This window comes from Streptomyces sp. NBC_01478, assembly GCF_036227225.1.
Taxonomy (GTDB): Bacteria; Actinomycetota; Actinomycetes; order Streptomycetales; family Streptomycetaceae; genus Streptomyces.
Genome location: NZ_CP109444.1, coordinates 4,929,492 through 4,949,299, shown reverse-complemented (window position 1 = coordinate 4,949,299; position 19,808 = coordinate 4,929,492). Strand labels below are relative to the sequence as shown.

Here is a 19,808-nt window from a genome sequence, read left to right as displayed (position 1 = left end):
GCGACGCGGAGCCGTCGTCAGCCATGTGCCACGGAAGCCGACCGGTCCCGCGTCGCCGCGTCCGCCAGCGCCCCCTCCAAGCCGTCCAGGACCGAACCCGCGTCCCGCAGCAGCACCTCCGGTGTCGGTGCCGTCAGCAGCAGGACGCCCGCCAGGTTGAGGGAGCCGTGGCCGAGTTGGTAGCCGTGCAGTCGGGTGCCGGACGGGACCGTGAAGTCGGGGGCCACTTGGATCCGGCTGCCGGGGGTCAACAGCCGGTCCCAGTCCACCGTTTCGGGCGTGAACACCGGCCGGGTCGTCCACGGCCGCCCCCGCGAGTCGGTCGCGAGGACGTTCACCGAACCGGCGGCGCACCGCCCGGGGCCGGTCAGCAGGCCGTCCGGCAGGCCCGGGTCCTGGCCGAGGTGCGCCCGGGTGAGCGCGGCGACCAGGTCCACCCCGTGGATGGCCTCGATCTGCCGGGTGAGCAGCAGCCCGCCGAAACGGGCCGCCGTCTCCAGCAGGCAGAGGCGACGGTCCGCCATCAGCTTGAGCTCGGTGTGGGTGCCGCAGGTGGCGAGGCCCAGCGCGTCCACCGCCCGCCGGGACACCTCGGCCACCTCGTGCTGGAGCTCCTCCGGCAGCACACAGGGCGCCATGTTGCCCAGTTCGGTGAAGTCGGCGACGGTCGGCAGCCGGCCCGTGACGCACACCGGGTGGTACACGCCGTCGACGACCATGCCCTCGACGCTGAGATAGTCGCCGTAGCCGGGGCGGTCGTACCAGGACTCCGTGGTGGCCGGGATGAGTTCCTCCGCGATCAGCTCGAAGTCGGCCTCGCGGGCCTTGAGTTCGCTCATGCCCCGGGCCCGGGCCGCGCTCAGTGCGCCGCGCATGTGCTCCCAGGCGCCAGGCAGTTGGGCGGCCTCTTCCAGGATCACCTGGCCGATCGAACCGGCGCCCCAGGCCGACTTGAGCAGCACGGGCGGGTCGAGCGCGGCCCAGGCGCGTTCCAGGTCGGCGAGCGAGTCCACCCAGCGGAAGCGCGGTACGGGCAGGCCCGCCTCCTCCCAGGTCCGCCGCATCAGCCGCTTGCTGCGGGCCCGGAGCACGCCGGGCCCGGGGCCACGCAGCCCGAGCCGCTCACAGGCCTCGGCGACCGCGAGGAGCGCGAACTCGGAGAAGGTCAGGACCGCGTCGGCCGACGTGTGCCGCGCCAACTCGATGATTTTGTCGATGAGTTCGCCCGGCTCGGGCCGGGTCCCGGTCAGGTCGGTGACCGATTCGCAGCACCGCAGGACCGCGTCGCTCGCGGTGGCGGGCAGCGGGTCGAGCAGCAGGAGATGGACGCGGCGGCCCGCGGTGGCCGCCACCTTCGGTACGGCGTCGCTGGGCTGCGGCCCGCCGCGCGCGTACACCAGAAGAACCGTCGATCCCGTCACGCGGCTCACCTCGCTCCCGCGCCGGAGAACACGAAGTAGCCGTTGGGGGAGAAGTCCCAACCGGGGCGCTTGTAGCGGGACTCGGGCACCGGGTGGCCCAGACTCAGATACAGGTCCAGGAAGTACGCGGCCTCCGGCTGGTCCAGTCCGAGCCGCTCCAGCAGCCCCGGGTACCGGTCGAGCGTGCCGCCGGGCGCCAACTGCCGTACATACTCCAGCAGTTGGTAGTACAGGCCGGTGCCCTCGGGCATCCGGATCTTGGGGCGCTCGGCCAGATACGACGGCAGGACGTCGGCCATCGCCTCGCGCAGGATCCACTTCTCGGTGCCGTCGCGGTACTTGACGTCCATCGGCAGCCGCCAGGCGAAGTCGACCACGTCACGGTCGAGGAAGGGCACCCGGGCCTCGACGGTGTGGTGCATCGAGACCCGGTCGACGCGCTGGAGATCGGTGCGGCGCAGGTTGCCCACCCGGTAGCGCATCAGCTCCACGGGGTCGGGGTGGGTGCGGAACAGGTCGTAGCCGGCGAGGAGTTCGTCGCTGCCGTCGCCCACCAGGACGACCTTGAGCCCCAGTTCGTGCGCGGCCTCGAAGGCGGGTGCCATCACCGAGGCGTCCATCAGGTCGACCGTCTCGAACGTCTCGGTCTGCCGCACCCGTTCGGGCAGATCGCGCACCAGGTCGTCCAGGGTCAGGTTCCGCACCACGTGCCGGATGCCCAGCTCCGCGCAGGACCGGACGGCGAACTCCAGGTCCTCGGAGCCCGGGAAGCCCACCGAGATGGCGGTGACGTCCGGGTGGTGCCGGGCGGCGAGGGCCAGCACGGAGGCGCTGTCGAGGCCGCCGCTGTAGATGACGCCCACCGGAAGATCGGTGTCCACCCGCTTGCGTACGGCCTCCTCCAGCCGCCGCCCGAACTCGGCGGCCAGTTCACGGCTCGTCCCGGACGGCCGCCCCTGGGGCTCGTGGTGGTAGCGGACCGTGTCCGTCCCGTCCGTCCAGTGGCCGGGCGGGAACTCCTCCGCTTCCAGCGCGAGCGGCAGGAAGCACTTCAGCTCGGACGCGAAGTACAGGGCGTCGCCCTGTGCGCACCGGTAGAGCGGCTTGACGCCGATCCGGTCCCGGGCGGCCAGGAACTCCCGCCGCCGCACGTCGTGGACGACGAAGGCGAACATGCCGTCCAGCCGGCCCGGCAGCTCCCGGCCCCACTCGGTGTACCCGTGCAGCAGCACCTCGGTGTCCGACCCGGTCCGGAAGACATGCCCGAGGCGGCTCAACTCCTCGCGCAGCGCCGCGTGGTTGTAGATCTCCCCGTTGAACGTCACCCACAACTCGCCGCTCTCGTCGGACATCGGCTGCTCGGCCGCTTCCCGGTCGACGATCGCGAGCCGATTGCAGCCCAGCGCCGCCCCGGGCAGCGCGCGGGCCGAGCCGGCGTTCTCCGGATCGCCGCGGTGCCTGATCTCCGCGAGCATCTTCTCGACGCGTACGACATCCACCTCGCCCCGCACCCGCGGCTGTATCTCCGCGGCGATTCCGCACATTCCCGCACCCCCCAAGTGGCGTTTCCCGCTGTGAAGTTCGCTCCGCTTTCCTGATTCCCGGCGGACTGTTCCGCTTTTCCCTCGCCCGCTACGCGGCGGCGACGGCAACGGCGACGAGTGCGATACGCGGAATCTCCGCTATCCACGCGTTCTCGTCCCGCGAGCGGTAAACGGCGGGCGAGCGCCGCCATTCCACGGAACCGCCGTCGCTCGGGCCCTCGTCGGGGCCGAACCGGAAGCAGTCCTCGCAGAGTTCCCACACCTGCGCGCGGACCTTCTCCCGGTCCGCCCCGCCCCGGCCGAGTGCGGTCAGCCCGTACATGTCGTGGACGTAGTCGGCGAGTTGCCCGACGGCTTTCTCCCGGGTGTCCGCCCGCATGACGAACGGGTCGTACATACGGAGGACTTGATGGTTCCCGAGCCCGGCCGCGATCAGGTCCCGGCGCAGGTCGGCCTCCGTGAAATGCGAATACGCGTGTCCGGCCGCCGAGTTGCGGTGGACCACCTCGGAGAACCAGCGGGCCGAGGGCGCGCCCTCCTCGAAGTCGTGCACGACGAGCCGGCCGCCCGGCCGCAGCACCCGCGCGGCCTCCAGGTACACGGCCCGCCGGTCCCCGGGCGGCACATGATGGCTGCCGTAGGCCAGCACGACGGCGTCCACGCACGCGTCCCGCAGGAACAGGTACCGGGCGTCCTGCCGGAGTGCGGGCAGCTCCGCCGCGAGCGCCGACGACACCATGTGCCGGGCGACATCGCTGCTGATCACACCGGAGCGGACCTGCGGCGCCAGGGTGAGCAGGGCCCGCGCGAGCAGTCCGTCGCCCGCCAGCAGGTCCAGCACCCGCCAGGAGGCCGGCAGCCGCCGTAACTCCCTTACCCCGCCCGCCAGTTCGAACAGCCGGCGGATTCCGGTCAGCCGTACGGCGGTGTGCTGCTGGGCCCGGCGGTAGGAGTCCCCGCGGCCCGATTCCGGGTCGTCGGTCTCGAACTCGTTGAACAGGCGGGTCAGTTGTTCCAGCGCCCGGGCGGCACCGGCCCGGTCGAAACGCAGATCCCGGTGGAGTTCCGGGAATCGCTCCCGCACCAGGTCGAGATACGCGCCCAGTGTCATTCCGGTCAGATACTCGACGTCACCCGAAACAGGCGACGGTAATGGCTTCTCCACGGCGGTTCCCCCGAATACGCGACGCTTACAGGCCGGGTACTTCGGCGCAAGCCTCGCCAGCGGAGCCGGGCACTGTCATGCGCCGTTCCGGTCAACGGAACGGGGGTTCCGCGGTGCGACGGAACAAGGGAGCCGGCGGCTTCAGGAGTTGTAGGCGCTCTGCGCCCGCTCCAGTCCCTCGCTCACCAGACACTCCACCGAGTCGGTCGCCCGGTCCACCAGGAAGTCCAGTTCCTTGCGCTCCGTAGAAGAGAAGTCCTTCAGTACGAAGTCGGCGACCTGCATACGGCCCGGCGGGCGCCCGATGCCGAACCGCACCCGGTGATAGTCGGGGCCCATCGCCTTCGTCATCGACTTCAGACCGTTGTGGCCGTTGTCGCCGCCGCCGAGTTTGAGGCGGAGGGTGCCGTAGTCGATGTCGAGTTCGTCGTGCACGGCGACGACGTTCGCGAGCGGCACTTTGTAGAAGTCGCGCAGCGCGTTGACCGGGCCGCCCGACAGGTTCATGAACGACGTCGGCTTCACCAGCACGACCCGGCGGCTGGCCGGACCCGGGGCCCCGATCCGGCCCTCCAGGACCTGCGCCTGCGCCTTCCCGGCCCGCTTGAACTTGCCGCCGATCCGCTCCGCGAGCAGGTCGGCCACCATGAAGCCCACGTTGTGCCGGTTGTTCGCGTACTCGGGGCCGGGGTTGCCGAGTCCCACGATCAGCCAGGGGGCATTGGCGTCGGTCGTCACGTCCATGTCTCCTTGATACGCGCCAGCCGCTGCTCCCGGACCTGACGGACGGGAACAGCGGCTGACACAGTGGTGAAGGTGAGGATCAGGCCTCGGTGGCCTCGGCGTCGGCGTCGGCGGACGCCTCCTCCGCCTGGGCGGCCAGGACCTGGAGGACGACCGCGTCCTCGTCGATCGCCAGCGTGGTGCCCTTGGGCAGCGGGATGTCCTTGGCGGCGATGGAGGCACCGGCCTCCAGGCCCGCGATGGACACGGTGACCGACTCGGGGATGTGCGTGGCCTCGGCCTCGACGGTGATCGTGCTCAGCACGTGCTCCAGCAGGAAGGAGCCCGGGGCCAGCTCGCCCTCGGTGTGGACGTAGACCTCGACGGTGACCTTCTCGCCGCTCTTCACGGTGAGCAGGTCGACGTGCTCCAGGTAGCCCTTGATGGCGTCACGCTGGACGGCCTTCGGGATGGCGAGCTGGGTCTTGCCCTCGATGTCCAGGGTGAGCAGGACGTTCGGGGTACGCAGGGCGAGCTGCAGCTCGTGGCCCGGCAGGGTGATGTGCAGCGGGTCGACACCGTGGCCGTAGACCACGGCGGGGACCTTCTTGTCACGGCGGATACGGCGGGCGGCGCCCTTGCCGAACTCGGTGCGGGTCTCGGCGGCGAGCTTGACGTCGGCCATGGTCACTCCTCGTAGAACAGTTGGGGAAGGTGGTCACCCGGCCGAACATCGGCCTGCTACGAAGAGCGCGTCGATAACGGACCGCCGTACCCGAGAACTGGTACGGCCTCCCTCGCCGAGCAACTTGCGTAGCTTACTCGGCGGGGAGGCCGTACCAGAAATCGATCTACGACCGCGGGGGTCAGTGTCCGTCGAAGAGGCTTGTCACGGAGCCGTCCTCGAAGACCTCTCGGACCGCGTTCGCGATGGTCGGGGCGATCGACAGGACCGTGATCTTGTCGAGGTCGGCGCCGAGTTCGCCCGGGGTGGGGAGGGTGTCGGTGAGGACGAACTCGCTGACGCGGGAGTTCTTCAGGCGGTCGGCGGCGGGGCCGGAGAGCACGCCGTGCGTGGCCGTCACGATGACGTCCTCGGCGCCGTGCGCGAACAGGGCGTCCGCGGCGGCGCAGATCGTGCCGCCGGTGTCGATCATGTCGTCGACCAGGACGCAGACGCGGCCCTTGACCTCGCCGACGACCTCGTGGACGGTCACCTGGTTCGCCACGTCCTTGTCGCGCCGCTTGTGCACGATCGCGAGGGGCGCGCCCAGGCGGTCGCACCAGCGGTCGGCGACGCGCACGCGGCCGGCGTCCGGGGAGACGACGGTCAGCTTGCTGCGGTCGACCTTGCTGCCCACGTAGTCCGCGAGGAGCGGGAGGGCGAAGAGATGATCCACGGGCCCGTCGAAGAAGCCCTGGATCTGGTCGGTGTGCAGGTCGACGGTGAGGATGCGGTGCGCACCCGCCGTCTTCATCAGGTCCGCGACCAGCCGGGCCGAGATCGGCTCACGGCCGCGGTGCTTCTTGTCCTGCCGGGCATAGCCGTAGAACGGCACGATCACCGTGATGGAGCGGGCCGACGCGCGCTTGAGCGCGTCGATCATGATGAGCTGCTCCATGAGCCACTGGTTGATCGGAGCCGTGTGGCTCTGGATCACGAAACAGTCCGCACCGCGCACCGACTCCTCGAAGCGGACGTAGATCTCGCCGTTCGCGAAGTCGAAGGCCTTCGTCGGGACGACCCCGACACCCAACTGCTGGGCGACCTCCTTGGCAAGCTCGGGGTGGGCGCGGCCGGAGAAGAACATCATCTTCTTCTCGCCGGTCGTCTTGATCCCGGTCACAGCACTGTCTCCTCAGAGGTCATTCAACTGGGTGTGCGTTTATCACGGTACGCCGTGTTCGACGCACCCGTTTCCGGTCAGTCCTCGCTCTCGCCCTGGCGGGAAGCCGTTTCCGCGGCCTTCGCCGCCGCGCTGCCCGGCCGCTTGCGGGCCACCCAGCCCTCGATATTCCGCTGCTGGCCACGGGCCACGGCCAGCGAACCGGGCGGCACATCTTTGGTGATCACGGAGCCGGCGGCGGTGTACGAGCCGTCCCCGACCGTGACGGGTGCCACAAACATATTGTCCGAACCTGTACGGCAATGCGATCCGACGGTGGTGTGGTGCTTGGTCTGTCCGTCGTAGTTCACGAAGACGCTGGCGGCGCCGATGTTGGTGTACTCGCCGATCGTCGCGTCCCCGACATAGGAGAGGTGCGGGATCTTCGTGCCCTCGCCGATCGTCGCGTTCTTCGTCTCGACGTACGTCCCGATCTTGCTCTTCGTGCCCAGGCGGGTGCCGGGACGGAGATAGGCGTACGGCCCGACGGACGCCTGCGGGCCGATGTGCGAGCTGACGGCGACGGTGTTGTCGACGCGGGCGCCCGCCTCGACGACGGTGTCCGTCAGACGGCTGTTGGGGCCGACCTCGGCGCCCTCGCCGATGTGCGTGGTGCCGTGCAGTTGTGTGCCGGGGTGGACGGTCGCGTCCTGGCCGAAGGTGACGGTGACGTCGACCCAGGTCGTCGCCGGGTCGATGACGGTGACCCCGCCGAGCATGGCGTCGGTCAGCAGCCGGTCGTTGAGGATGCGGCGGGCCTCGGAGAGCTGCACGCGGTTGTTGATGCCGGCGATCTCGCGGTGGTCGCCCGCGACGGAGGCGCCGACCCGGTGCCCGGCCTCGCGCAGGATGCCGAGGACGTCGGTGAGGTACTCCTCGCCCTGGCTGTTGTCGGTGCGCACCTTGCCGAGGGCGTCGGCGAGCAACTGCCCGTCGAACGCGAAGACCCCGGAGTTGATCTCGCGGATCGCGCGCTGCGCGTCGGAGGCGTCCTTGTGCTCGACGATCGCGGTCACCGCGCCGGAGGCGCCGTCGCGGACGATCCGGCCGTAGCCGGTGGCGTCCGGGACCTCGGCGGTCAGGACGGTCACGGCGTTGCCGTCGGCCGTGTGGTTCGCGGCGAGTTCGCGCAGCGTCGCACCTCGGAGCAGGGGGGTGTCGCCGCACACGACGACAACGGTCCCGTCGATGTTTCCGAGCTCCTCCAGCGCCATGCGTACGGCGTGCCCTGTGCCGTTCTGTTCGGCCTGGACCGCGGTCCGTACGCCGGGGTCGGTCTCGCCGAGATGGGCGGTCACCTTCTCGCGGGCGTGGCCCACGACGACGACCAGGTTCTCCGGCTCCAACTCCCGGGCGGCGGCCAGCACATGGCCGACGAGGGTCCGGCCGCAGATCTCGTGCAGGACCTTCGGTGTGGCCGACTTCATACGGGTGCCCTCACCCGCTGCGAGGACGACGACGGCTGCCGGGCGAATGGCGCTCACGGATTTGCCCTTCGGCTTCGGAATGCTGGGGGGTGGACATTCGCAGGATACCGGGGCGTTTCATGGGGGACATGAGAGTGGGCCCTGACAGTGCTGTCAGGGCCCGAAGTGGGTTGGTGAAAACCCGAAGTGGGTTGCTGGAAGAGGTTGTTGCTCCCCCGCCAGGACTCGAACCTGGACAAATGGCACCAAAAGCCACGGTGCTGCCAATTACACCACGGGGGATCAAACTCGTTTGAACCGGACATTTAGCCTGGTCGCCGAGTGGGCAACCAACACTATGCCGTACCGGATGCCCTCCGTGCGACGGGACTTCTTCTGCGTGATCTGTTTCGTCACTGTTCGATTACGTCCTGTGGTGTGTCCTGTGGTGTAGGCCAGTCGTCGGAAACTCACCGGAAAAGCGCGGCCCGGCGCCCGTAGGCTGGAGGCATGACCACGACGGGGGAAGACCATGCCACGGTCCGGGGAGGGCCGTGGTGGTGGACCAGGTGGCGCAGTGCGGTGCTGGACACCGGGCTCGCGGTGGTCTCCGCCGCGGAGTGCGGGGCGGAGGGTGTCCGGTTCGCGCACGACGCGGGGATTCCGGCCGCGGTGGGAGTCGTCTTCGGGGTGCTGGCCGGGTCGGCGCTGATCGTCCGGCGGAAGTGGCCGATCGCCGTCGTGCTCGTGTCCATCGCCATCACCCCGGCCCAGATGGGCTACCTGATGGGCATCGTCGGCCTGTACACCCTCGCCGCGTCCGAACTGCCGCGCCGGATCATCGGATCGCTGGCCGGGATGTCCTTCCTCGGCATGCTCATCGTCATGTTCGTGCGGGTACGGCAGGACACACAGCGGGGGACCTGGGAACTCGGGGACTGGTTCGTTCCGTTCGCCTCCATCACTACGGCCGTTGGGATGACCGCGCCGCCCGTCCTGCTCGGGATGTACGTGGGCGCCCGGCGCCGGCTGATGGAGAGCCTCAGGGAGCGCGCGGACAGCCTGGAGCGGGAGCTCCAACTCCTCGCGGAGCGGGCCGAGGAGCGCGCCGAGTGGGCGCGGGGTGAGGAGCGGACCCGGATCGCGCGGGAGATGCACGACGTCGTGGCGCACCGGGTGAGTCTGATGGTCGTGCACGCGGCGGCGTTGCAGGCCGTTGCCCGGAAGGATCCGGAGAAGGCCGTCAAGAACGCCGCCCTGGTGGGGGACATGGGGCGGCAGGCGCTCACCGAGCTGCGGGAGATGCTCGGGGTGCTGAGGAGCGGGGACGGCCGGGACGTGCGCGAGCGCGCCGCCGTACCGCTGGTCGCTGTGGGGGTGGCCGCCGCCGCGGCGGCTTCGCGGGCCGTTGACGACGAGGGCACGGGCGAGGGGCCCTGTCTGTCGGACGTGGACGAGCTGCTCGGGCAGTCCGCGGCGGCCGGGATGGCCGTCGACCTGTCCGTGGAGGGCGAGACCCGCTCGTACGCGGCGGAGATCGAACAGACCGCGTACCGGGTGGTGCAGGAGGCGTTGACGAACGTCCACAAGCACGCGGCGGGTGCGAAGACGCATGTACGGCTCGCGCATCGGGTGTCCGAGATCGCTATGCAGGTCGAGAACGAACCGCCGCCCGAGCTCGCGTCCGCGTCGGCTGCGCGGCTGCCCTCCGGGGGGAACGGGCTGGTGGGGATGCGGGAGCGGGTGCTTGCGCTGGGCGGGGTGTTTGTTTCGGGGCCTACGGATGCGGGTGGGTTTCGGGTGTCGGCGGTTATTCCGGCGGCTTGAGGCTGCGGGTGTGTGGGTGGTTCGCCCGCGGTTCGTGGTGGGTCGGTGCCGCGCCGGGGGGTGTCCGTCCTCGGAACGGCGCGGAATCGGTCACTCAAGAAGGGGCCTTGTTGACGCGCGAACCGCTGCGGGCGGACACCCCCCGACACGGCACCTTCTCGCCGTACGCGGGTGGCGGCAGCCCATCTGCCGCGCGATCGTGCCGCGCGATCGCTCAGCCTGTCGTCAGGCGTACCGGTTCGATGCCCGAGACGAGGGTCGCCAGGGCCTGGTCGATGTCGGGGCCCAGGTACCAGTCGCCGGTGTGGTCCAGGGCGTAGACGCGGCCCGCGGAGTCGATGGCCAGGAGGGACTGGGTGTCGGGTTCCTCGCCCAGGGGGCTGACGTCGGTGTCCAGGGCGCGGCCGAGGTCGCCGAGTGTGCGGGCCATGTGAAGGCCGTGCAGCGGGTCCAGGTGGAGTGCCACGGGGGAGATCTGGCGGCCGGGCCCGGAGGGCGTGATGTGCAGGCCGCCGAACTCGGCCCAGGCCTCGACCGCCGCCGGGAACACGGCGTGCTGGTGTCCCGCGGGCGAGGTGTGGTCGCGCAAGGTGTCCGCCCAGATCTCGGCCTGCTTTATGTCCCAGCGGCCGGGCTGCCAGCCCGCGGCGCGCAGGGCGGCGTCCACGGGTACGGAAAAGCGCGTGGTGGAGTGGCGGTCGGCTTGCATCTGCCCTTCGATCGTCGGCGACATGGGGTCCGTGCTGTGCAGGGGGTGGGTGTCAGGCGTTCTCCGTTGCGGGGTCCACCACTCGGACGCCGAAGTGGGCGCTCAGGGCCGCGCAGGCTCGGCACGGTGTCGCGAAGCTGCCGTGCAGGGGGTCGCCGTCCTCGCGGATGCGGCGGGCGGTGAGCTTGGCCTGCTTGAGGGTCTTGCGGGCCTCGCCGTTGGTCATCGGCTTGCGTGCGGCGCGCTTGCTGCGGGCGGCGTCGGCGGCGGCGATGTGGCGGGAGATCAGGATCGCCTCGGCGCAGCGGCCGGTGAACCGGTCGCGCTGGGCGCTGGTGAGGGTGTCGAGGAAGTCCTGCACGAGCGGGTGCAGCGCGGGCGCCTGGTCGGCGCGGGCGGCGGTGCCGGTGAGGGTGGTGGCGCCGCGCACGGAGAGGGCGGCGGCGACGGTCGGGAGTATGCCGTCACGGCGGTGGCTGAGGGCCGGCGCGTGCCGTCCCTCGGTGGCGCTCCAGCCGACCCTGGGGTCGCCCGAGGACCCCGTGTGCGCCCCGGTGTGCGGCCCCGTCTGTGTCGCGTTCATGATCGTCATCCCCTCCCGAGCATCCCCCGGCGGGTCACAGAGTGCCAAATGCCGTGGCTGGTGCGGTAGCTGGGGCGGTGCGACACGCCAGGGCTTCGGCGGGCTGTCACGACGGGGTGACGGCAGGTCACGGAAGTGAAGGTCCGGTGAGGGGTGCCGCCGACCGCTGCCGGTGACCGGTGCCGCCGTACCGCATAGGCTGTCCGCACCGCGATCCACGCGGTCGACGCGTGGAGACACGCGGGGAGACGGTCGAACGAAGACGTCAAGAAGACGAGACAGTCGATACGGGGCACAGCGGGGCGAGTTGGACATTCGGCCGCTGTGAATCGTACTGAATGCCGCAGGGGGCAACCGCCATGACGACAGGTCGGCTCGGGCAGCGAGCCGCGCCACCGAACGCGGCCTACGCCGGGCAGGTCGTGCACTTCCCGGACCCGGTCCGGGCGGCCCGTCACCCCAGAGGGGTGCGGATGGACGAGCACGGCTACCCCGACTTCTCGCCGTACGCGCGCGCGGCCGCGGAGATCGCCGAGCCGCCGGACGGCTTCGGGGTCGACGAACTGCGCCTGACGGACTACGTGTCGGCGAACGCGGCCCTCGCCGCGACCGGACACGAGCTGTGGGACACCGTGCCCGCGGTGGCCACCCCGCACAACTGGACCTGGCACCACGTGGTCGGCACCCGACGCCTCGAACTCGTCCCCGTCGACGTCAAGGCGCTGCTGCGCCACCACGGCGGGATCGCCACGTCGGCCGTCGACCACGGCAAGCGCGGCACCCGCCCCCTCCAGGAGACCCGCCCCGCGCACTTCGGGCTGCCGAGGTCGGCGGTCGCGGTCACCGAGGCACAGGTGCAGGGCGTCGAGGAGGACCTCGGCTACCGACTCCCGGGCGCCTACCGCTCGTTCCTCAAGGCGGCCGGCGGCTGCGCGCCCGTCGGCACCGCCCTGGACGCCGAGTTGGGGCTGCTGATCGACCAGCCGTTCTTCACGGTCCGCGACGAGGCCGCCGTCAACGACCTCGTCTACGTCAACAAATGCCTGCGCGACCATCTCACCAAGGACTACCTGGGCGTCGGCTTCGTCCAGGGCGGCCTCCTCGCCGTGAAGGTGAAGGGTCAGGGGATCGGGTCGGTCTGGTTCTGCGCCTACGACGATGCCCGCGACGTCGATCCGTCCTGGGCGCCGGCCGCCCGTGTGGAGCGGCTGCTGCTGCCCGCCGGGGACGACTTCGACCAGTTCCTCGCCCGACTCGCGGGAAATCCCCCGGAGTTGGAGACGGTGGCGAATCTGATGGTGGACGGCGGGTTCGCGCGGTCCGTTCCGGTGCCGTCCGCGGCGTCGGCGTCCGCGGCGTCCGCGGTGGGGGAGTGAGCTGACCGATGGTGACCTTCGCGCAGGCGCAGGAGCGCGCCGAGGAGTGGATCAACGGCGATGTGCCGTCGTACCAGCATCGCGAGGTGCGGGTGCGGGAGTTCGAACTCGGCTTCGTGATCTGGGCCGAGGACCGGGCCGAGGGGCCGCGTTCGGACGGCGGCGCCCAGCGGCTGGTGCTCGCCCGTGACAGTGGCGAGGCCACGCTGTGGCCCTCGCTGCCGGTGGGTGAGGTCATCCGCCGCTACGAGGAGGAGTACGGCCGCCCCGACGAGGTCGCCGACGCGGTGCCGGCGGCCGCGCCTGCCCGCGTGGACCTCAATCAGACCTCGTTCCTGCTGAGTCCGCCGGAGTGGTTGCAGGAGGCGGCGGACAAGCTGGGGATCCCGGACCGGCGGGGGGAGTCCGCCTCGACTCCGGCCGCGGGGACGGGGGGTGGGGCACCGGCTTCGACTCCGGCCGCGGGGGCGGGAGTTGGGGCTTCGGGCTCGGCTTCGGTGCCGGGACCGGTTCCGGGTTCGGGTTCGGCGCGGAGGTCGCTTCCGGAGACGCAGGCCGGGGTGCCGGCCGCTTCGGCTTGGCCGGACGCCGGGGGGTCCGGGGCGCCGGACTCGCCCCCCGTGCCGGCCGGGGCCACCCCCTGGGCGGGGACCGACACCAACGCGGATGCCGGCGAGGACCGTTCGGTACCGCTGCCCGCTACCGTCTTCGCGCCACCGCTGAGCGAGCCCGAGGACACCACCCCGGCCGACGCCCAGACCGCCCTGATGTCCGGCGGCAGCCAACTCCCGCGTACGGCCGTGTCTCCGGCGATGGGCGAGTCCAACTCGGGGAGTGGGGGCGGGGGTTCGCCGGGTTCGCCGGGTTCGCCGGGTTCGCAGGGCCCGGGCGGGCGGTCGGGTGCGCCTCAGGGCAACACGCCTTCGTCGTACGGGTATCCGCAGGGGCAGGGGCAGGGGCAGCCTGGGGCGCCGGGTTCGTCGTCGTACGGGTATCCCCAAGGACCGGGCGCTCCGGGTGCCGCGCCGGCTCCCGGTGGTCCGCAGGGTGCGCCTTCGCCGGGGGCGTCCGCCTACGGGTATCCGCAGGAGCCCGGCGGTGCCGGTAACGTGCCTCAGCCTCCCGGTGTGCCGGGGCGGGCGCTCGCGCCCAATGCCGGGGACATCGCCGACGCCGCCACCAGCAAGGCGGCGCCTCCGCCGCGCCGGGGCGGTGGTTCGAGGACGCCGCCTCCGCCGGGTGCGCCGGGGACGCCGGGTGCGCGGCCGGGCGGTGCGGCTGGCTCGCCGCCGCCTCCTCCTCCTCCGCCGCCGGGCGGGGGGTACGTGGCCACGCAGATGGTCTCGGGGCTCGGTCCGGACGGGCCCGGTGCGCCGCAGCCGCCCGGTACGCCGCCGGGTGGGCCCGGTGCACCGAACACCCCTGGGGGTACGCCTCCGGGTGGGGTGCACCATGCCGCGACGATGTTTGCCGATCCCGGGCAGGGGGGCGGGCCCGCGTCCGCGGGGCCGAGGGCTCCGCAGCCGCCGGGTGTCCCTGGTGCCCCCGGCTCTCCCGGTGCGCCTCAGCCGCCGGGTGCCCCGGGGATGCCCGGCGCGCCCGGTGCTCCCGGTGCCGTGCATCACGCCGAGACCGTGTTGGCCGGGCCCCCGGTGGGTGGGCCCGGCGTGCCTCCGCCGCCGCAATTCCCGGGCGCGCCCGGTGCGTTGGGCAGCCCGGGTATGCCGTCGGGGGCCCCGCCACAGGGCGCGGTACCTCCCGGAGCCATGCCTCCCGGTGCCATGCCGCCCCCGGGGCAGCAGATGCCCGGTCGCCCCATGCCGGGGCAGCCCTTCCCCGGGCAGCAGCAGCCTGCCTACGGCTATCCGCCGCAGGGGCAGCCGACCGTCGGACCGGGGTATCAGGCCGTGTTGCGCTACCGCGCGCCGGACGGTTCCGAGCAGCAGTTGATCCGGCGGTCCGCGCCGGGGACGCCGCACCCGGAGTGGCAGATCTTCCACGAGCTGCGCGGCATGAACATCCCGCCGGACCAAGTACTCGAACTGCACACGGAGTTGGAGTCCTGCGAACTGCCGGGCGCGTACTGCGCGCGGATGATCCGCGAACAGTGGCCGCAGGCCCGCATCGCCAGCATCGCGCCGTACGGTACGGATCACGCGAGCCGGCAGCAGGGGATGCGCGAACTGATCGCTCACCAGGGCGAGTTGCACCAGGTCGCCGACGGGCCGGCCCGACTCGCCCCGGTGCGGGCGCCGTTGCCGCCGGTGCAGCCGACGCCGCCGGTCCCGCCGGAGGCGATCGCGCAGGAACTGGCGGGCGCGTTCGGGCCGGGAGTCTTCCGGTTCGAGCAGGCGGCCGTGTCCCGGCAGGGCGTGCCGCCGGTCGTCGCGCACACCCTGGTCGCGGCGGGGCTGCCGATGGACATGGGCCCGTTCTTCTGGGCGCAGGCCCAACCCGGCCGCCCGGTACCGACGTTGGCCGAACTCGCGCAGGAGCGCGGGGTGCGGCCGTCCGCCGACGCGGGCTCGTACCTCGTCATGGGCAGCGACTTCGGCAAGGCGATCTGCGTCCAGTACGGCACGGCCAACATCGTCGCCGTGCCCGTGGAGGCGGGGCCGGGCGGTGCGCCCGTACCGCCGCAGTTCGTGAACACCGGGCTGCCCGAGTTCGCGCGCTGTCTGGCGCTGCTCGGCCGGATGTGGCGACTGCGGTACGGGCTCAACCAGGAGCAGGCGGGCCGCTGGACCGTCGACTTCCAGGCGCAGCTCGTCTCGCTGGACCCGGCGGCGCTGGGGTCGCCGGAGAGCTGGTGGTCGGTGCTGCTGGAGCAGATGTGGGACGGGTTGTTGTGACGCCGGCCCGCTGAGCAGGGCGTACTGAAGGGCCGGACCCGGTCGAGTGATCGGGTCCGGCCCTTTTGTGTGCGCATGTGGTCGTTCACGTTCGCGTGATGCCCGTGACCTGTCTGCGGAGTGTCGCGTTATGAACACTTACGCCCGATCCATCAAGATATGCGCGAAATCATCATGTCGTGTCCGTCGGGTGGAGAGGGGTTCCAGGATGAGCAGCGCATCGGTGTCGCCACGTGGCTTCGTGGCAGTACGGGGGCGCGGCTACCGCCCCGACCAGGTCGACTCGTACGCGGCGGCGATCTCGCAACACCGGGACGCTGCCTGGGAACGGGCCGCGCGGCTGACCGTACTGGCCAAGGACATGGAGGCGGAGGCCGAGCGGATGCGGGACGCCGTCTCCCGGCTCGCCCCGCAGACGTACGAGACGCTCGGCGAGCGGGCGCAGCGGCTGTTCCGGCTCGGGGAGGAAGAGGCCGCCGCCGTACGGGAGTCCGCGCGGCGGGCGGCGGAGGACATGGTCGCGCAGGCGGAGGCGCGCGCCGCGGGTGTGCTTCAGGCGGCACGGGAAGACGCCGACGCGCTCCGTGCGGAGGTCGAGGAGCGGGCCCGGCAGCGGCTCCTCGCCGCCCGCGCCGAGGCCGACGACATCCGGATCGGGGCGCGGCGCGAGGTGAAGGAGGGGCGGACGGAGGCGCTGTCCGCGTTGCGTGAGGTGCGGCAACGTACCGCCGCGATGCTGGGGGACCAGGCCAAGGAGCACGCGGAGCGGTGGGCCGCGGAAGAGCGCTCCGCGGAGGAGCGGGTGGTTGCCGTGGACGCGGAGTACGCCGCGCGGGCGGCTCGTGCGGAGGCCGCGCTCGCCGAGGCTCAACAGGCCTTTGCCGAGGCCGAGTTGTCGGATCGGCGGCGGCAGGACGAGGCGGCGGAGCGGGCCGCGGAGGTGGTGGCGGAGGCTCGGGTGCGGGAGGAGCGGGTTGCCCGGGACACCGAGCGGGTGCTGCGCGAGCACGGGGAGACCTGGGACGACGTGCGGGCGCACATGGATCATGTGCGGAACAGTCTGATCGCGCTCACGGGGCGGGCCGCGGCGGAGTGAACGGGGGCGCGGTGCGCGGCTGAGCTAGTCGTCGCCGGAGGGAGCGGTCATGTCCCAGACGATGTAGTGGTACCGGATCCCGCCGTCTCCGGAGCCCAGCCACTCGACGGCCGCCAGGTGGTTCGCGCTGGTCGGCATGCAGAACCATGTCCCTTCCAGGCCGGAGACCATCCACCCTGTCGACGACGGACTGTCGAGGGCTTCCGCACAGGTCTTTGGAGTCGCCCCCTCATGGGTGTCGGCCACGCGGCCGTTCATGGCCGAGAATTCGTCGCTACCGTTCCACGCCATGTCAGGGTTCTTCACCGACGCTCCGACCGTGCCGTGTTCGAGGTCGGCGCTGTATCCCTTGAGGAGCGTGAAATCCCCTGTCTTGAGGATCTTCGTCGTCTTCGAGGGCGACGGCGACGGGGACAGTGTGGTCACGACATCGTCGGCCGGCGTCTGTGTGGGTGTCTCTGTGGGATCGGCGGCCGCCTGCTCCTGGGTCGTCGTCGGCGACGTTACGGGCGCGCCGTGTGAGCCGTTGTTCCCTGACTGCGTGATCAGCGTGACGACCAGGCCGAACACGGGGATCACGATGCCGACGACCCACCACGACCACTTCGGCGGCCCGTGGCCGGGTTCCGGAGGCGCCGGAGGTTCCGGGAGCGTGGGTCGTGGCGGTTGCGACGGCATCGGTGGGTGTGACGGTGCCGCGTCCGGCTCGCGCGTCATGGCGGTACGCCCCCGTATTCAGTTTCGCGTCTGCGTCCGAAGATCCTTACGGTACACAGACGGTCGAGTGCATGTCATGAATTTCCGGCTGCATGCCTCGGCTGGTCGCTGTGATCCGCGCAGCAAGGTGTCGGGTTGGGGACCTCGAACGGGGCCAGAGTGTTGCCCACCGCCGGGACCAGGGCCAGGACCAGGCGGCCTTCGCGCCATTCCGGGCGTACGTGGTTCTGGGTGAGGACCGGGGTGGTGGGGTCCGGGGTGGCCAACGGGGCGCCTACCACCGTCAGTTGGTCGATCGCCGTCTCCAGCAGGTCGGCCACGGTGACCCTTCCGGTGAGGCGTTCCACGCCGGCGTAGAGCACCGCCCGGCCCGATCGGCGAGCGGTGTGTTCGGCTGCGGCCAGGGCGGCGGCTTCGGACGGGCCGTGTCTGCGGTCGTGCAGGGCCGCGCCCAGTTCCGTCTCCGTGAGCCGTCGCCACGCCTCCTCCGCCGCCCCGCCATCAGGCAGCTCCAGCGATACGGCCGTCCCCCTCCGCGCATCCGTCCGGATCAGGTGGGTGCAGGCCACCGTCCCCGGCGGAAGCGCGAGCGTGGTCGTCAGGTCGCGGATCAGGTGGTCCGCCTCGCGGAGGGTCGCCGTGCCGGCGTCCACCCCGATGACGGGGTGGACGCCGGACGGGTCGTGGGGAGCGGTCATGCGGGCAGGACCCACATCGGGTTGGAGTAGAACCAGAGGTCCTTCCACGGGTCGGCGTCGCCGAGGACATCCATCGCGGGGCCCGCCGGGTCGATCGCCGGGCCGTTGATGCCTACGGCGGAGCGGTTGCCGTCGGTGCCGCGGAGGCGGACGTAGACCGGCTTGTCCAGGTGGCCGAGGGAGTACGTGAGGCGGACCGTGCCGGTGGACTTGTCGACCTCGAAGGACTTGACGACCTTCGTCGACGGGGTGGCGAAGGTGTCCTTGTCCTTGACCGGGCCGGTGACGTCGCCCTGGATGACGTCGACGCGGGCCAACTTGGGCTGGAACTGGGCCCAGTTGGGGCCGTTGGCCAGGCTGATCCTGATGACCAGGTCGACCTGGGCGCCCCGGCGTACGTGCAGCGTGCCGCCGAGGGTGGTCTCGCGGCCGCCGTAGGACAGGCGGGCGTCGAGGCCGCTGATCAGGCCGCCGTGGTCGACCCAGACGCGGCCCGCGCGGATGCCGTCCATGACCGCCTTGTACGCGAAGGAGGTCGCGCCGACGTGTGTGCGGGAGTACTGGCCGGGCCAGAAGTCGGTGTCGGTGAGGCTGATGCCGGTGCCGTAGACCGGGTCCTCGTAGCGGCCGTTGGCGTTGAAGTCGCCGCCCGGGCCGCGTACGGCGGTGTCCGCGTAGACGTTGTGGGAGTCGGAGTTGGCGGTGATCCACCAGGGCTTGCCCTCGGCGAGGAGGCTGTCCCACAGGCCGCCGACCGTCGAGGTCATCCAGTCGAAGCCGCCCCAGGTGCGGTAACTCTCCAGCGGGTAACCGGCGAAGGAGTCGGCGCTCGGGCTGCCGTCGTAGATGCCGCGTCCGCCGCCCGGGCCGTTCGGCTTGGGGATGCCGCCCGCCTGGTGGCCGGGGGCGCCCTCCATGCCGACCGCGATCGAGGGCTGCGCGTCGCGCCAGCCGCGGATCTCGTGCGGGGAGTCGATGCCCTTGCGCGCCGGGTGGTTGGCGAGGAAGAGGGCGTCCTTGACCTTGCGGCGGCGGACCTGGTCGGCGAGGAAGTTGACGCCCGCGATCGCGAGGGCCTCGTTGGCGGGCGAGTTGCCGCTCGCGTTCTTCACGCTGCCGTCGAAGGAGTTCTCGAACTCCTTGAGTACGGCCACCTCGTTGGAGCCGGGGTGCACGAACACCGTGCCGTGCTCGGCGCCCGGGATGTTCCACTCCAGGCCCTGGAAGACGAGGGTGTCGTCGGTCTTGTCACGGGCGTCGACGATGTCCGGATTGACCTTCTCCACACCGATCTTGGCGTGCGTGACGCTGCCGTGGTCGGTGATGACCATCCAGTCCAGGCCGTGCGCGTTCGCCTGGCGTACGTGGTCGATGACCCGGTACTTCGCGTCGCTGCTGTACTGGGTGTGGATGTGGTGGTCACCGGCCAGCCACAGGTAACCACCGTTGCCCTTCGACGACTTGGCCGCCTGATCCTGCACCGACGCGGCTGCCTCCCCCGCGCCGGCGAGCACGCTGCCCGCCGCGAGTCCCGCGCCCAGCAGGCCGGTTCGGCGCAGCATGCCTCTTCGTGAGAGCTGGCTGGGCGTCAACTCGGCGTCCGGGACGGATGTGTCGAGGGCGGGCGGCAGCGACGGGGTGTCCCCGTCCCCGTGGTGGTGATGGTGGTGGTGACCGTGGTCGCCGTGACTGTGGCCGTGGCTCATGTTCAACTCCCGCTGATGCAGGGACCTTCACGCTCGGACGTGCAGAGTCTGGAAAGGAGCGGTGAACAACGGGAGTCGAGGTGGTGGTGTGGCAAAGAA

16 protein-coding genes and 1 tRNA gene are annotated in these 19,808 nt (G+C 71.3%); 4 read left to right on the top strand and 13 right to left on the bottom strand.

From position 1 onward, the window contains the following. Positions 1 to 17 precede the first annotated feature (17 nt). The 8 genes from OG223_RS22135 to OG223_RS22100 all read right to left on the bottom strand — a co-directional run bounded on the left by OG223_RS22135 (position 18) and on the right by OG223_RS22100 (position 8,448). Complete coding sequence (locus tag OG223_RS22135; protein ID WP_329251279.1) at positions 18 to 1,421, bottom strand: ATP-grasp domain-containing protein; 1,404 nt, start codon at positions 1,419 to 1,421, stop codon at positions 18 to 20. Between the two features lie 5 nt (positions 1,422 to 1,426). Then, a complete protein-coding gene (asnB, locus tag OG223_RS22130) occupies positions 1,427 to 2,965 on the bottom strand; it encodes an asparagine synthase (glutamine-hydrolyzing) (RefSeq protein WP_329251276.1) in 1,539 nt (512 codons plus the stop codon). Positions 2,966 to 3,053: 88 nt separating this feature from the next. Next, complete coding sequence (locus OG223_RS22125; protein WP_329251274.1) at positions 3,054 to 4,130, bottom strand: class I SAM-dependent methyltransferase; 1,077 nt, start codon at positions 4,128 to 4,130, stop codon at positions 3,054 to 3,056. A 141-nt stretch (positions 4,131 to 4,271) separates the two neighbouring features. After that, on the bottom strand, positions 4,272 to 4,874 hold the full coding sequence (gene pth, locus OG223_RS22120) for an aminoacyl-tRNA hydrolase (RefSeq protein WP_318016797.1): 603 nt from the start codon (positions 4,872 to 4,874) through the stop codon (positions 4,272 to 4,274). A 79-nt stretch (positions 4,875 to 4,953) separates the two neighbouring features. After that, a complete protein-coding gene (locus OG223_RS22115; protein WP_329251272.1) occupies positions 4,954 to 5,538 on the bottom strand; it encodes a 50S ribosomal protein L25/general stress protein Ctc in 585 nt (194 codons plus the stop codon). 181 nt (positions 5,539 to 5,719) lie between these two features. Beyond that, the gene (locus OG223_RS22110) at positions 5,720 to 6,700 is read right to left on the bottom strand and encodes a ribose-phosphate diphosphokinase (protein ID WP_329251270.1); all 981 of its coding nucleotides are present in this window, start codon (positions 6,698 to 6,700) and stop codon (positions 5,720 to 5,722) included. A gap of 77 nt (positions 6,701 to 6,777) precedes the next feature. After that, entirely contained in the window at positions 6,778 to 8,223 is a 1,446-nt protein-coding gene (gene glmU / locus OG223_RS22105) for a bifunctional UDP-N-acetylglucosamine diphosphorylase/glucosamine-1-phosphate N-acetyltransferase GlmU (protein WP_329251268.1), read from the bottom strand. Between the two features lie 153 nt (positions 8,224 to 8,376). Continuing rightward, a tRNA-Gln gene (locus OG223_RS22100) sits at positions 8,377 to 8,448 on the bottom strand. 207 nt (positions 8,449 to 8,655) lie between these two features. On the opposite strand from OG223_RS22100, the gene OG223_RS22095 reads away from it, so the two are divergent. After that, entirely contained in the window at positions 8,656 to 9,972 is a 1,317-nt protein-coding gene (locus OG223_RS22095; protein WP_329251265.1) for a sensor histidine kinase, read from the top strand. A gap of 214 nt (positions 9,973 to 10,186) precedes the next feature. Here the strand turns inward: OG223_RS22095 and OG223_RS22090 are convergent, their stop codons facing one another. After that, positions 10,187 to 10,681, bottom strand: coding sequence for an SUKH-3 domain-containing protein (locus OG223_RS22090; protein ID WP_329265416.1), 495 nt, complete (start codon positions 10,679 to 10,681; stop codon positions 10,187 to 10,189). 52 nt (positions 10,682 to 10,733) lie between these two features. Next, on the bottom strand, positions 10,734 to 11,273 hold the full coding sequence (locus OG223_RS22085; RefSeq protein ID WP_329251263.1) for a YwqJ-related putative deaminase: 540 nt from the start codon (positions 11,271 to 11,273) through the stop codon (positions 10,734 to 10,736). 350 nt (positions 11,274 to 11,623) lie between these two features. On the opposite strand from OG223_RS22085, the gene OG223_RS22080 reads away from it, so the two are divergent. The 3 genes from OG223_RS22080 (at position 11,624) to OG223_RS22070 (ending at position 16,588) form a co-directional block, all read left to right on the top strand. After that, positions 11,624 to 12,640, top strand: coding sequence for an SMI1/KNR4 family protein (locus tag OG223_RS22080; RefSeq protein ID WP_329251261.1), 1,017 nt, complete (start codon positions 11,624 to 11,626; stop codon positions 12,638 to 12,640). A gap of 8 nt (positions 12,641 to 12,648) precedes the next feature. Then, positions 12,649 to 15,492, top strand: a complete 2,844-nt coding sequence (locus OG223_RS22075) for an SUKH-4 family immunity protein (protein WP_329251258.1) — start codon at positions 12,649 to 12,651, stop codon at positions 15,490 to 15,492. Between the two features lie 208 nt (positions 15,493 to 15,700). Next, complete coding sequence (locus OG223_RS22070) at positions 15,701 to 16,588, top strand: cellulose-binding protein (protein ID WP_329251256.1); 888 nt, start codon at positions 15,701 to 15,703, stop codon at positions 16,586 to 16,588. A 24-nt stretch (positions 16,589 to 16,612) separates the two neighbouring features. Here the strand turns inward: OG223_RS22070 and OG223_RS22065 are convergent, their stop codons facing one another. From OG223_RS22065 to OG223_RS22055, 3 genes are all read right to left on the bottom strand, one after another. Then, positions 16,613 to 17,158, bottom strand: a complete 546-nt coding sequence (locus OG223_RS22065) for a hypothetical protein (protein WP_329251253.1) — start codon at positions 17,156 to 17,158, stop codon at positions 16,613 to 16,615. Positions 17,159 to 17,379: 221 nt separating this feature from the next. Then, entirely contained in the window at positions 17,380 to 18,003 is a 624-nt protein-coding gene (locus OG223_RS22060; RefSeq protein WP_329251250.1) for a hypothetical protein, read from the bottom strand. Next, entirely contained in the window at positions 18,000 to 19,709 is a 1,710-nt protein-coding gene (locus OG223_RS22055; protein WP_329251248.1) for a PHP domain-containing protein, read from the bottom strand. Before OG223_RS22055 ends, OG223_RS22060 begins: the two co-directional genes overlap by 4 nt. Positions 19,710 to 19,808: the final 99 nt, after the last annotated feature.